This is a genomic window from Agarivorans sp. Alg241-V36 (assembly GCF_900537085.1).
Classification (GTDB): Bacteria; Pseudomonadota; Gammaproteobacteria; order Enterobacterales; family Celerinatantimonadaceae; genus Agarivorans.
Map to the genome: position 1 here is coordinate 65,506 of NZ_UNRE01000012.1, position 13,470 is coordinate 78,975.

Consider the following 13,470-nt stretch of genomic DNA (forward strand, 5'->3'; position numbering starts at 1 on the left):
CTTAGCTGCCTCGATAAGTAGAATAACTAAAGGTGCTTAACAGCAGCGGGATGTGGTAATGGGCCTGTTGCTCATCACTAATAAACACAACATCGGCTAAGGGAAAAAAGCATTGTTTGAAGTGCGCTAGGCAGTATTCTTCGGTGATAAAACGCAGGCAGTAGCAATCACTGGCTAAGTCTAAGAGCTCAAACTTAAAACGCCCGTCTTGGTCGGTTAAGCCTTTGGCTAAGCTTTGGCTTTCGCCAAAACGATAAATCTCTACGGCAATACCTGCTGCGGGTTGGCCACAGGTGGTATCGAGTACATGACAGCTTAAGGTGCTCAAAATAAGTTCTCCATTCTACGCAGGCTAATGCGCTGTTGTTGCTCGGCAGCATTGTGTAATTCTTGCTCGCTGCTATTACCGTAGCGCTGCTCTAATATGTGCAGCATTTCCTCGGCGGATTTACCGCTAGCAAATACGATGAAAATGAAACCATAGCGGTTTAGGTAGCGCTGATTTAGGTCTAGCAATGCACTAAGAGTAGCTTGCTGAGCATGGTTAACTTGTGCTTGCTCTGCTTCGCTTAAGTGCATGGCTTGGTTGTATTTTTTTTGAAGGCTGCTTAAATCACCAATCATAGGGTGACCCGCAAAGGCCTCTAACCAATCGCTCTCGCTTAGCTGGCTAAACGCTTGCTTTGCCATTGACATAAACTGCTCAAGCGACTGAAAGGGGCGCAATGCAGCCATAGTCGTTTGCCATGTTTTGCTGCTGCAAATGTTGGCCATTTCGCTAACAAATTGGCTTTGCGGAAGGCTATTGAGCAGCTCTAGATGCTTATCGTTGTCACTCATTGAGCTGTTCTCCCGCAAGTTGTTTTCGCAAGTTATTGCTGGTTTGCCACTGCTGTTTACGCTGAGTGCGTTGCTGATTTTCAGTGTTTTTTTCTAACAGCGTGATCAGCTGTGCGCTAATCGACACCGCGACTTGCATCGGCAATTTCCCGCTAACCTCGGCTAGGCCAATAGGGCAGGTGAGCTGATCACATAGGCTGGAATCTTCAAGCTGTTCGGCTAAGCGATACTTAAAACGTTGCGCTTTGGTTTGCGAGCCAATCACGCCCACAAAGGCTAAATCGCCTCGGCGCAGCGCCGCTAAACTAAGGGCGAAATCTAAGCTGTGGTCTTGGCTTAGTATCACTACATAGGACTTGGCTTTTAGCTCTGCTACGCTATTTTCTGGCTGCGCGTGATAGTGGGTGTTCACACCAAATTGGCTAATGGAATCGAGCCATTGCTGGCGATTATCTATTACTTGTACTTGTACCGGCAGTTTAGCCAGTATTTCCGATAAACAATGGCTTACGTGCCCGGCCCCATAAATGGTGATAAGTGGTTGATCAACCAAGAAGTATTCAAACAATACTTGTACTGCGCCACCGCAACATTGGGCTAAATCGGCAGCTAAAGAAAAGCGTTCAATGTGATTAGTTTTTGTTCCGTTTTCTAGCTGCTCACGAGCATGCTTGATCACCGAGAACTCTAAGTTTCCACCACCTAAAGTATCGAATTGCTGCTGTTGGCTAATCACCATTTTTGCACCGCTTGCTCGCGGCACCGAACCCGCCTCAGCGACAATGGTGGCAATACAAAATGGCTGTTGTTGCTGCTTAAGATAACTGCAAGCATCTAACCAATTGGTAGGTAAAAAGCGAGTTTGCCAATCACTCATTTTGTGCCTCCATATACTCATATTGCTTTTGGCAAGCCATTAAAATGCGCTCGCTGGTGGCTGGGGAATCTAACTGCGCAGGCAGTTGATGTTGGCTAATCGACGCCACGGCATCGTAAATGGCACACCAAGCGCTAATTGCTAGCATAAAGGGTGGCTCACCCACTGCTTTAGAACGGTAGATGCTGTGTTCTGGGTTCGCTTGGTCGAACAAGGTAATGTTCATTTGTTCGGGGTAGTCACCAATGGTCGGAATTTTGTAGTTCGCCGGGCTATTACTCAGCAACTTTCCTTGTTTGTCCCAAACCAGCTCTTCGTTAGTAAGCCAGCCTAAGCCCTGAATAAAGGCGCCTTCTATTTGGCCAATATCGATGGCGGGATTAAGGCTGGTGCCTACATCATGCAGGATGTCTACTCGGTCTAAACTCATTTCCCCGCTAAGGGTATCGATGCTCACTTCGCTAACGGAAGCGCCCAGAGCAAAGTAGAAAAATGGCCGTCCCTGCGCTTGCTCGCGGTCGTACCAAATCTTCGGTGTTTTATAAAAGCCTGTGGCAGAAAGCGACACGCGCTGCATATACGCTTGTTGCACTAACTCCGCCCAGCTGATGGTTTGTTCGGCGAGTTTAACTTGGCCTTGTTCAATGGTGATTTGCTCTTCAGCTAGCTGGTAATGTTGCTGAGCAAATTCAAGCAGCCGCTGTTTGATTTCTTTCGCCGCGTTATGGGCCGCCATGCCGTTTAAATCACTGCCAGAAGACGCCGCGGTGGGCGAGGTATTAGGCACCTTGTCGGTGCGTGTAGACGTAATGAGAACGTAGCTAAAGGGAATGCCCAAGGTTTGCGCAACAATTTGCTGAACCTTGGTATGCAGGCCTTGGCCCATTTCGGTGCCACCATGGTTTAGCTGAACACTGCCATCGGTATAAACATGCAGCAGCGCACCGGCTTGGTTTAGGTGTTTGGCAGTAAACGAAATACCAAACTTAACCGGGCTTAAGGAAAGGCCTTTTTTGATTAGTGAATTGCTTTTGTTCCATTGGTCTATTTGCAGGCGGCGTGCACGGTAATCTGCGTTCACTTCTAATTGTTTGATTAAGTTATGCAGATCTTGATGTTGTTCAACCGGCATGCCGTAGTGAGTGGTGGCATGTCCATCGCGATAGAGGTTTTTATAACGTACATCTAAAGCATCTTGGCCGGTGGCAATAGCAATATCCTGCATTGCTTGTTCAATTAATATCATGCCTTGCGGGCCACCAAAGCCGCGGAAAGCAGTATGCGAAACGGTGTCGGTTTTTAATCTATTCCCAACTACTTCCGCCGCGCCTAAGCTGTAGGCGTTATCGCTATGGAACATCGCTCTATCCACAATCGCGTCGGATAAGTCAGGCGAGTGGCCACACAAGCCGTTCACCTCTAACTTAGCACTTTCAATTACGCCTTCGGCGCTTAAACCTAGTTGATAGCGATTGTAAAAAGGGTGGCGTTTGCCGGTTACTGCCATATCTATACTGCGCGGTAAGCGCATTTTCACCGCTTTATTGCTATGCAAGGCAGCAAGGCTAGCTAAACAAGCCCATTGTGCGGCTTGGGTTTCTTTACCGCCAAAGCCACCGCCCATGCGGCGCATATCTACAGTAACTTGATGAAAGGCAATGCCCAGCACTTCTGCCACTAGCTTTTGTACTTCGCTAGGGTGCTGTGAGGAGGTGTAGAGCATAATGCCGCCATCCTCGGTTGGCTGGGCGAGGCTAACTTGCCCCTCTAAATAAAAGTGTTCTTGTCCGCCTATTTCTTGTTCACCGCTTAATTGCAGCTCGCTACGTTTTAGTTGGGCATCATCTATCTTTTCCCCCATGCAATGGCTTGGACGAACGGTCGCATTGGGCAGGCTTAAATCGCTAATATCTTGCTGACTTAGCGCGAGTGTATCGGCGCTTTGGTATTGCACTAGATCTTGATTAGCTTGATGGGCAATTTGCCATGCGAGTTGCTGGCTATGGGCAAGGATTAGGGCTATAGGCTGGTTAAAGTAACTAATCTCGTTTTCGCTTAACAGCGGGTCGCCTTTAAATATTGGGCCTATATCTTGGTGGCCCGGGATATCTTGGCAGCGAATTATCGCAACTACATCGGGATGTTGTTGCAGCGAATCTAATTGCTGAGCAAGTACCTTACCTTTGGCTATTTGGCTGGTGATTACTGCAGCATGCAAACAGCCACTTGGCAGGTTGTAGTCGTCGATGAATTGCGCTTCTCCAGCCACTTGTTTGGCAGCACTTTCGTGGGGGATAGATTTACCTACCACTTGGCTTGGTGCGGTTTGCTCTAGGTGCTGAGTGGTTAATTTACGCATGGGCGGCTAACCTCGTGGGTAATTGTTGGCTGTAGAGGTAGAAGCGCTTTAGGAGGTTTTGAACTAGCAATACCCTATAGGCCGCGCTCGCTCGCACGTCATCAATGGGTTTTACACATTGTGGTACCAGAGCTTGTAGCTGCTTGAGTTTGTCGCTGTTGAAGGTTTCACCCAATAGGCAGTCTTCTAGCTGGCTTAAACGTACCGACTTGGCCGCTACGCCGCCTGCAGAGATCACGCAGTGGCTTACTCGGCCTTGATCATCGCACTCTATAGCTACTGCTAAAACTACTGTGGCAATATCGTCTTCGTAACGTTTACTCACTTTATAGATTTGATGTTTAAGTGTTGGCGATAAATCCGGTAGGTGAATAGCGCTAATCCACTGTTGTGGTTTTAAGCGGGTTTCGCGGTAGCCAGTGATGTAGTCTTCTGGGGCATAAAGCTCGGTGGTGGTGCCGTCATCAACTTCAATCTTGCCGTTTAAGCTAATCAGCAGCGGGGCTATGTCACCAATGGGTGAGGCATTCCCTAAACTGCCACCAAGGGTAGCCCGGTGGCGAATGGTAATACTGCCCAAACGGGCGAATATTTCGTCGGTAGTGGGGTAGTGCTGTGCCATAAATGCATGAACTTTATCTAGGCTTACCGCTGCCCCTATTCGCCAGCCATGGTCGGTGCGCTCGATGCTAGCTAACTCTGGAAGGGCGGTTAAGTCGATGATTTCATTAATGCGCTGGTGCTGCTGAGTGACTTCTAACGCTAAATCGGTGCCGCCACCTATCCATTTGGCTTGTGGGTGTTTTGCGCGAATGTTGGCTAACTCACTGCGACTGGTCGGTTGCCAATAGTGTTCGCTGTCTAGCTTTTCACATTGTCCCATCCAGTGCTGCACTGTGGGCTCATTTTGTTGAATATGATCTTTAGCCGTTGGCGCTGCTGCTACTTGTTTGGCTGCTTCAATAAGTGGCCCATAGCCAGTGCAGCGGCACAAGTTGCCGGCTAAAAATTCTTCGGGATGCGCTGGTTTGTTGGTTTGACGAGACAAGGCATATAAAGACATCACAAAGCCAGGCGTACAAAATCCACATTGGCTGCCATGTTTATCTACAACGGCTTGCTGAACTGGATGTAGTTGTTGGCCTTGTTTCAGGTACTCAACGGTAATGATTTGCTTGCCATGCAAAGAATGCAGAGGGGTAATACAGCTATTAATTTGCTTGTAACTTAGCTGCTGTTGGTCACCTTGGCTCACCATTACTACGGTACATGCGCCGCAGTCGCCGCTGGCGCAACCTTCTTTGCTGCCCACCAAACCTTGTCGCTCACGCAAAAAGCTAAGCAGCATGGTATCTGCCGCTTGTTGGCTTAGGCTGATGGCTTGGTCGTTAATCATAAGTTGTAACATGATTGCTCCGGCTAATGTTTCACATAAAGCTGTCTAATTGGTCAGCTTTATGGGTAAATTTTTTTACTCTTTCCGTTACTCTTGCTGTTCTGATCTATAGGCGTAAGTATCGGTAAATCGCGATAATATCCATTCGCCTGCGCTTATCTCACGGTACTTACTTTGCTCTCCAGGCGCTAAACAGCTGGTTAGGGTATTTACCGGTGTATCAAAGTCAGGCTCTACAAAAAATGGCATGGAGAAACGGGTGGTTTGCTGCTTAGGGCTAATCACGCGGTGAGGTGTTGATTTGTATCGGCCATTGGTCCAACGCTGCATTAAGTCGCCAATGTTCACCACAAAACTGTTCTCTACCGGCGGCGCATCTAGCCACTGCTGATTGCGATCCTGTACTTGCAGGCCTCCTGTTTGATCCTGATAAAGCAAGGTAATACAGCCATAGTCTGTATGAGCGCCAGCACCATTATCGCTTTGCTGTTGCGGAGGGTAATGAATTAAACGCAACACGCTAATTGGGCAGTTAAAGTGCTGACTAAAAAAGTCTTCGCTTTGATCTAAAGCCAATGCCATGGCCTTAAGTATTTTGATACCAACTTGCAGAGTGAGTTCGTAATGCTGCTGCATTAGTTGTATAAAACCGTCAAGATTTGGGTACTGGTTAGGCCCATAAAGCTGAGGGAAACGGGCCACCTGCGGATGATAGGGGCTAAGGTCTAAAGCCATATCAAAGGTTTCTTTATAGTCTTTGGGACCACTTGGATCTAACTGTTCTGCACTCACTTGCCCCCAACCGCGATGGTTGGCTGAATGCTGAATATTTATTTGCTGTTTTTCTTGCTCACTTAGGGCAAAGAACCGAGCGGCCATGTCTTGCATTGCAGCAAATTGTTCAGCTGGAATGCCATGACCGGTCACATAAAAAAAGCCTTTGTCACGACAGGCTGAATCTATGGCTTGAACTGCTTCTTGCCAGTGCTGACTATCGCTATGATCCAGTGACGATATATCAATAATAGGTAGGGCTAAATTCATCTGGTTCTCGCTATAAAGGCCCAGCTTGGCTGGGCGCTTATTAAGGGCAACTTAGAATGTAGTTTTACTTAGGAATCGTTGCGTCGATGCCTTCTACGTACCACATCACACTTGCTAGCTCTTGGTCGTTAAGTGTTTTACCCGCTGGAATAACCTCTTTGCCGCTGTTGTCTTTCATTGGGCCAGTGAATGGGTGAAATTGACCCGATTTAATCTTGGCTTCGGTTTCACTCATGGCGGTTTTTACGTCGTCGGGTAGGGCTGGGTTAACCGATACAATTTGCAGAATGTCTTCCGCAAAACCACCCCAGTAGTCTTCGGGTTTCCACGAACCCGCCATTACTTCTTCTACTGTGCGAATGTAGTGGGGAGCCCAAACATCACGCACTGAGAACATGTGAGCAGTAGGAGCAAATTGGCTCATGTCTGATGCTTGACCAATGCCCATTACGCCGCGTTTTTCCGCTGCAATAAGTGGAGCGGGGCTGTCGGTGTGCTGCAAAACAATATCAACACCTTGGTCCATTAGCGCGTTGGCTGCATCGGCTTCTTTACCTGGGTCGTACCAAGTATTTACCCATACAATTTTAATTTGCACGTCTGGGTTTACGCTTTTAGCGCCTAAGTACACCGAGTTAATATCACGGATCACTTCCGGAATAGGGAACGAAGCAATGTAACCAATTACATTTGTTTTGGTGGTCATGCCGGCGGCTACGCCAGACACATAACGCCCCTCGTAGGTACGCAATACATAGGTAGAGACGTTTTTGCTGCGCTTGTAACCCGTAGCATGTTCAAAGCGAACTTTTGGAAAACGCTTAGCCGCTTTAATGGTGGGGTTCATAAAACCAAATGACGTAGTGAAAATGACATCATGACCCGATTTAGCCAACTGAGTAATGACTCGCTCAGCATCGGCGCCTTCAGGAACATTTTCCACAAAGGTAGTACTTACTTTTCCGCCAAAGTGCTGTTCCATCTCAATACGGCCTTGGTCGTGTTCATAACTCCAGCCGTGGTCACCTACTGGCCCAACATATACAAAGCCTACTTTTAATGGTTCGTCGGCAGCCATGCTCGCTGGTGTTATTAAGGTGGTTACCGCAAAAGCTGCAGCACTTATCCATTTATTTAGTTTCATTTAGAACTCCGTTTCTCGGTGAGGCGTTTAGTTAGGACTGAAGTAGCAAAAAGCTGGCCACTTGGTCATGTTTTTTGATTTAAGTCAATAAATCCCAATTTCACAAGCTTTGTTGAGTTTAGTTGAAGTAATTGTTAACACGACTATTTTGAACAACTGTTAATTAGTGGTGCAGCTGCTAAGTAAAACGCACCAAATTTAGGCGGTGTAATAGAAGAAATAATTTAGTGGAGAGTTTGGCTTTGCTGAGCAAGATCCCATTAAAACGCGAGGTTGAAGTAAGAGCCGCACTGGGCGGCTCTTGTTGTAGGCGAGTGCTTATTCAATAAAGCGTAAAAGTTGGTTCGCTTGCTTGCCACAATTCCATTGGTGAATGAGGGCCTGGTTAGCACTAGATACTTGGCTTACATCAATACATTTATCAGAAGGTTTGGCGCGTAGCTCAAACCAACCGTCTTGCTGTTCCAATAATTGCCAAGCTTGATTCGGGTTATTGTTGTAACAGGTGTATTGCTGCAACTTGGCACCATTGGCGGTATTGCCGTTGTGTAGGTCTACACACTTGTTACTCACTTTGGCTTTAATCGTATACCAGTTGTCACCTAACGGAGTAAACATAAAACGTTGATTGTCGTTTTGTGTATTACAGGTCCATTGATGGTAGTTACTGCCGTTGCTGGTATTACCGCCCGCTACATCCATGCACTTTGCGCTGTGCTTAAATTGCAGGTTTGTCCAACTGCTTGGTGGGCTTAGCGCATCGCTAACAATACTTAGCTGGTCTATTTGGCTAGTCGCAAGGCTGCTGCGCCAATCGGTACCTAGTGGGCGAATGCTGTTTTTAAGCATGTAGTTATCGGAGATTTGTGCTTCGGCGTCTAGCTCTATAGTGAGTGTTACGCTGCCTTCACCGGCTTCTACTTGCTCAGTGGCTTGGCTTATCCATTGATTGTTTAGCCACAACTCAACCACTACATCACGTTGCTGAGTGGCACTGTAGTCAACAGTGAACTGATAGCGTTGGGCTTGGGCTAGTTCGGTAGAACTTAGCACCAGCTTAGTGGCATCGTCGCTAGGCGTAGCGCTAACAATTTCAATGTTGCTAATTTGCTCAAAGTCGAGGTTGTCTTGCCAAGAGGTGTCAAGGGGGCGAATAGAACCTTTAAGCTTGTAGCCTTGGCTGCCAGCTGGTGGCGCTGTGCTTAGCTCAATAGTGACCGAGGTTTTGCCTTCTCCTGCAGGTACCGTGGTTTTACCGGAAGCTAACCAGTTTTGCTCATCCCACAGTTCTACCACAATATCACGCTGTTGCATGGCCGAGTAATCTAGCTCTACGGTGTATTGTAATGCACTGTTAAGCTGCTGATAGCTATCTACAAACACGATTTGGTCGTAGTTTGCACCGGCATTATCTTCAATCACAATATCGTTAATTTGGGTTTGTTTAATAATGCTCGCTACATCGCCGCCTTGTGGTCGAATATTAGCTTTAATAATGTAGTCTGTATCGCCAGCGATGGTGTCGTTGGCCAAGCTAACATTAAGTGTTTTGCTTCCTTCTCCAGCCGCTACATTTACCGTATTGCCCGCTAAGTAATTTTGGCCCTGCCAGATAGAAACCGTTAAGTCTCGGCTTTGGCTAGCGCTGTAATTCACCTTAACTGCATAGTTTTTGCCAGGTGCTAGGCTGCTTATGCTTTCAGCAAAACTAATGGCGTCTTGGCCAACGGCAGCGTTGCTTTGGTTGTTAACCTCTAAAACTACCGAGCTTACACGGCCGTCAGAATCAGGGAAGGTGATACTAATGGTGTTGTTTTTAGCCAGCAATGAGTTAGCAACAGGGATATGCAGGGCACCAAAAAAGTCATCTCTAGAGCTTTGGTCGCCGCCTTTCCAGTTATTCGGCACGCTAACCGCTGTACCATTCACTTTAACTACAGGTTTTTTCGATTTGTTGTGTTTACGGCCAATACTTACTTTTAAGTTAGAAGTACCTTGGGCAACATTTACGTTGTTAATGCTGAAGTTAATCGCTTGATTAGCTGTGATTTCTTGCAAATTGCTAGCACTGTAGTAGCTGTCTACTTTCAAGGTATTATCAAGCTGAATGCTTTGATTGAAAGTATATTGCAACACCACTGTTTCGCCCGCGATTAAGCTAATGTTTTGTGGTGGTGTTTGATTGCTTTGATCTTGATAAACCGCCGCTTTATTAGGGTAAATTTTTAAAGATTTTTTAGTTAGCTGGTTTACGCTACCTAAGCTATTTACAAAGTCTAAGCTCACTTGTTCAGTGCTTTCAGATAGGCTATTTAATGCCACGTACGCTTTGTTGCCATCCACAAATGCTTGAACCTGAACATCTGGATTAGTGCTTTGGGTTTTAACTCGAACACCGCTTACTTCTGACCACAGTTGATAGAAGTGAATGCGCGGCGTCCAAATAAAGCGGGTAGGTTTGCCATTCACAATGCTAGTAGGATCTGGGCGGGTAATTACCGCGCCGTAGGGCTCCCAATTGTTGCCAGCATTGTAGTGCCAACTCGCTTTACCGGTAATAAACGGAATGGTTGTGAGCAAGCGGTCTTGGCGATCTAATAATTGAAACAACATGTTGTTGATAGAGCGAATCGACTGCACGCTAGCAATGTCGCTGTAAGTATCACCGTAGCCTTTCTCAATGCCGCCATATTCGGTAATGGCTAGCGGTTTAACCTGTGCCCATTTGTGAAAGCTGTAGCTTTCAACCAAATCTAAAATGGCATCTAAGTTACTGCCCGAACGCTGGCTATTAGCTCCTGTTACGTTAACACCATCGTATAAATGCACTGAGAATGCATCCATGTATTGGCCAGCGCTGTCCATAAACATTTTCATTCTTGTATCAAAATGCTTAAAGTCCCACAGCTCCATAGATGGCCACGCACCAGCGTAACCAATTACTTTAGTATCAATGTTTTCTTGGTCGAACTTTTTACCAATTTGTTTGAATAACTCAGTAATTTTGCTGCGGGCTAGATCGGCGTCAATGCCAAATTCACCAGCATGAACAAAAGGCTCGTTAATTGGCTCATAAAACAAAGGGCGAGTGCTATCGTCGAAGTAATGCTTGAAGTAGTTAGCAGCCCATTCTGCTGCTTTTTGAGGGTCTTGATTAGCAGCAAAGGCGTTACGCGGGTGATCGGTCACAATGTAACGATCTGAAAAATACGCGTAGTTACTGTGATTTTTAGTACTGGCTATGTTTCTCGCGCCATTGGTTTTAGCGGTCGCTTCGTTTGGGTAAGAGTCATGCCCTTTGTGCGCCGAAAAGGGGCTCCAAAAGCCACGACCAAAGCCAGCATTTAGATCATTGGTTAAGTAATCTAATTCGTCATTGGTGACCTGATTTTCCGAGTGAGTGGTGTGCAGGTTAAAGTACTTAGAGCGGTCTAATTGCGAGTGGCCGCCAATAAACTTCTGGGTATTTAAATCAATGGTAACGGTTGAGTCGGCAAAGCTAGTGGCACTAGCCAGCAGGGTTAAACCAGCTCCAATTAGCCTAGACGCATTGGAAAAGCGCATGTGTATCTCCATGTAGTTTTACTTAAAAAGCTCGGCATGGGTGTTTAAACAATGCGCTGTTGAATCGTTATGCTTTGTGGCACGCGTTAACGATAATTTGCAACTGGTCTAGTGACGCAATGGAACACTCATATCATCCTGATATTGCATACTTTTACCCATTTGATTGTTTGTTTTTAAAGGGCTTTTATAAACTCAATAAAGTGTGCGCAGAGATACTAAAGCAGTAATTATTGATATTTAAATTAAGAATTAAAAATATTAATAGTGTGTGAGCGCCATCACTGAAAATTGCGTGATTTAGGGCTGAGGCGTCGTGATTAAAAGACACTTGTAACACCCAAACGTTTTTGGCAGAATAGCCACAGGTGCTAAGGGGCGCCTGCCCGCCAAGAGGAACTCACCCTTTATCTAAAGCGTAAGCTTAGAAAGCCATCATTACGACACTGTATGTCATTCTGAATATTGTTTTGCGGGGAACAACAAAAGTATTTAGGAGCATAGAGATGTTATCTGCCGTTGAAGAACTTAAAATTCGCAGCAAAATTTTGCTTAAACAGCGCCATACTGCCGATTCCCCCTTAGCAAACTTTGTTAAAGAAAAGTCACCACAGTTAAAACACGCCTTGCTGTATTTAGCGCGAGAATCAGGTTTTAACGATTGGCAGCACGCCCAAAGCGTACTGTCGTGTCAGCAAAACCAAACCATGCAACAAGATAGTGGTAAGTTTTGGTATTCGCCAGCGTGTATGGCCTTGCTAAACCACTGGTGTGCTAGCTACCAAGAAGCCATGACCTTGCAAGCTAAGCAGGGTGGGGTAATTCTTCCCTACAAAAGCCAATATGTAGTGGCCAATGCCAGCTATATAGAAGCCCTAGGTTTAGAACCCAAGGATCCGCTTTGGCAAGCGCTGGAATATAATTGGTGCGAAGGCTCGCCAGCCCTGCGCCAAGAGTTAGCCTATAAGCGCTTATTGGCGATGCAAACCCAGCGTTATAAAGCTTGTTAATCCTCAAATAATAGAAGCCTTTGCCTGGTTAAAGGCTTACTATTGATTAACTTACTACGGGTGTTTATAAGAATGGCGAGCTGGGCTCGCCGCTTTATTTGAGGAAGACTCATGTCTAAAAAAATCTACTGCATCGCCATGTTTAAGCCTAAAGCGGGTAAACAAAACGAGCTATTTAAAGTACTACAAGCGCTAGAGCCAAATACCTTACGTGAAGATGGCTGTATTCAATACACCGTAACTCGCCAAATTGATAATCCTTTTGCACAAGGCACCGGTTACCCCATCGCATTTCAAGAGATTTGGGCCGATAAAGCAAGCTTTGAAGCGCACTGTCAACGCAAAGAAATTAGCGAGTTCTTTCAAACCCACTGTGTTGCAGAAACAGGCTTAGTAGAAGATTCAAATGTTTGCGTTTATAGCGACGAAGCAGAAGACTTCGACGCGCCAGTATTTGGCTAGTTTTAAGTAGGTAAGAGCGCTGACGGCGCTCTTATTTGTTGCTTGGCAATATAGCTCTGTTGCGCAAGGTTTGTTAAACCTAAACCACTTGTTTTAAAGGAGACGTAGCAAGATAATAAACGGCTAGATTTTTCATTTTTCTGCGTTTAAGTTAGAAAAGCAGTGTTTCTCAAAGAACGGTAACTCATCAGCTAGAAGAGCACCTATAAGCTAACTCGCTTTTGCTCCATTGCACGATAGAACAATGGCTCATTCATACATCACTAGTGCTCGTAAGTAGCTTTCGCTCAGGCCAAGTAAAGCGTATTAAAGGCCGAGGGGACAGACACTCTAAACTTCGAGCTCTTCCAATTGTGATGAAATCCAGTTTATAAATGCTGCTATCTTAGGCCTAGTTTGTTGCCCTTTCATACATATTAAATCGTATCCAAGGCCTGACGGCACTTCGGAAAGTAGCATTCGTAGCTCTCCATTATCTAAATATTCTTGCACTAGTGATTTTCGTGCAATGCCAATACCTAAGCCACTTCGTGCTGCAATCATAGCCATATCAGCGTGATTAATAAGAAACGTATTTTTCATTACATCTAGAGATAGAATTTCTTCGTTTTGTTGCCCTGCTGACCATACAGACCATTCTTTGCTTGATTGACTACCTTCTAATGATTCTGTGCAGTGGATAAAAGTAGCGTTGGAGAGTTGCATCGCTATGGGTTCATCGCTTTCAAAATGTTTAGCGAAATAATCAGGGCTGCAAACTGGTACCAACACTTC

At 45.9% G+C, this 13,470-nt stretch carries 11 protein-coding genes; 2 read left to right on the plus strand and 9 right to left on the minus strand.

Translation table 11 applies throughout. The features are described 5' to 3' along the window. Position 1: 1 nt before the first annotated feature. The 8 genes from uraH to G6R11_RS21255 form a co-directional block, all read right to left on the minus strand. Complete coding sequence (gene uraH / locus G6R11_RS21220; RefSeq protein ID WP_163135212.1) at positions 2 to 328, minus strand: hydroxyisourate hydrolase; 327 nt, start codon at positions 326 to 328, stop codon at positions 2 to 4. Beyond that, positions 325 to 840, minus strand: a complete 516-nt coding sequence (uraD, locus tag G6R11_RS21225; RefSeq protein ID WP_163135214.1) for a 2-oxo-4-hydroxy-4-carboxy-5-ureidoimidazoline decarboxylase — start codon at positions 838 to 840, stop codon at positions 325 to 327. Before uraD ends, uraH begins: the two co-directional genes overlap by 4 nt. Further along, the gene (gene xdhC, locus G6R11_RS21230) at positions 833 to 1,717 is read right to left on the minus strand and encodes a xanthine dehydrogenase accessory protein XdhC (RefSeq protein WP_163135216.1); all 885 of its coding nucleotides are present in this window, start codon (positions 1,715 to 1,717) and stop codon (positions 833 to 835) included. Before xdhC ends, uraD begins: the two co-directional genes overlap by 8 nt. Beyond that, entirely contained in the window at positions 1,710 to 4,076 is a 2,367-nt protein-coding gene (gene xdhB / locus G6R11_RS21235) for a xanthine dehydrogenase molybdopterin binding subunit (protein WP_163135218.1), read from the minus strand. Before xdhB ends, xdhC begins: the two co-directional genes overlap by 8 nt. Next, positions 4,069 to 5,484: a xanthine dehydrogenase small subunit gene (gene xdhA, locus G6R11_RS21240; RefSeq protein WP_163135220.1), complete on the minus strand. Its 1,416-nt coding sequence runs from the start codon at positions 5,482 to 5,484 to the stop codon at positions 4,069 to 4,071. The genes xdhB and xdhA overlap by 8 nt, the downstream gene beginning before the upstream one ends. 75 nt (positions 5,485 to 5,559) lie before the next feature. Then, the gene (locus tag G6R11_RS21245; RefSeq protein ID WP_163135222.1) at positions 5,560 to 6,516 is read right to left on the minus strand and encodes an isopenicillin N synthase family oxygenase; all 957 of its coding nucleotides are present in this window, start codon (positions 6,514 to 6,516) and stop codon (positions 5,560 to 5,562) included. 64 nt (positions 6,517 to 6,580) lie between these two features. After that, a complete protein-coding gene (locus G6R11_RS21250; RefSeq protein WP_163135224.1) occupies positions 6,581 to 7,660 on the minus strand; it encodes a BMP family ABC transporter substrate-binding protein in 1,080 nt (359 codons plus the stop codon). A gap of 318 nt (positions 7,661 to 7,978) precedes the next feature. After that, positions 7,979 to 11,224 (minus strand): RICIN domain-containing protein, encoded by a 3,246-nt coding sequence (locus tag G6R11_RS21255; RefSeq protein ID WP_163135226.1) that lies wholly within the window; start codon positions 11,222 to 11,224, stop codon positions 7,979 to 7,981. 506 nt (positions 11,225 to 11,730) lie between these two features. Between G6R11_RS21255 and G6R11_RS21260 the strand changes: the two genes are divergently transcribed. Further along, positions 11,731 to 12,234: a hypothetical protein gene (locus tag G6R11_RS21260; protein ID WP_163135228.1), complete on the plus strand. Its 504-nt coding sequence runs from the start codon at positions 11,731 to 11,733 to the stop codon at positions 12,232 to 12,234. 111 nt (positions 12,235 to 12,345) lie between these two features. Then, entirely contained in the window at positions 12,346 to 12,696 is a 351-nt protein-coding gene (locus G6R11_RS21265; protein WP_163135230.1) for a putative quinol monooxygenase, read from the plus strand. Positions 12,697 to 13,026: 330 nt separating this feature from the next. Here G6R11_RS21265 and G6R11_RS21270 read toward each other — a convergent pair. Next, the coding region (locus G6R11_RS21270; RefSeq protein WP_240352523.1) for a LysR substrate-binding domain-containing protein at positions 13,027 to 13,470 on the minus strand (444 nt) is incomplete at its 5' end.

Coding starts and splice junctions, on each gene's coding strand:
- G6R11_RS21250 (WP_163135224.1), bottom strand. CDS start 7,660: ATGAAACTAAATAAATGGATAAGTGCTGCAGCTTTTGCGGTAACCACC.
- xdhA (WP_163135220.1), bottom strand. CDS start 5,484: ATGTTACAACTTATGATTAACGACCAAGCCATCAGCCTAAGCCAACAA.
- G6R11_RS21265 (WP_163135230.1), top strand. CDS start 12,346: ATGTCTAAAAAAATCTACTGCATCGCCATGTTTAAGCCTAAAGCGGGT.
- G6R11_RS21260 (WP_163135228.1), top strand. CDS start 11,731: ATGTTATCTGCCGTTGAAGAACTTAAAATTCGCAGCAAAATTTTGCTT.
- uraD (WP_163135214.1), bottom strand. CDS start 840: ATGAGTGACAACGATAAGCATCTAGAGCTGCTCAATAGCCTTCCGCAA.
- xdhB (WP_163135218.1), bottom strand. CDS start 4,076: ATGCGTAAATTAACCACTCAGCACCTAGAGCAAACCGCACCAAGCCAA.
- G6R11_RS21255 (WP_163135226.1), bottom strand. CDS start 11,224: ATGCGCTTTTCCAATGCGTCTAGGCTAATTGGAGCTGGTTTAACCCTG.
- xdhC (WP_163135216.1), bottom strand. CDS start 1,717: ATGAGTGATTGGCAAACTCGCTTTTTACCTACCAATTGGTTAGATGCT.
- G6R11_RS21245 (WP_163135222.1), bottom strand. CDS start 6,516: ATGAATTTAGCCCTACCTATTATTGATATATCGTCACTGGATCATAGC.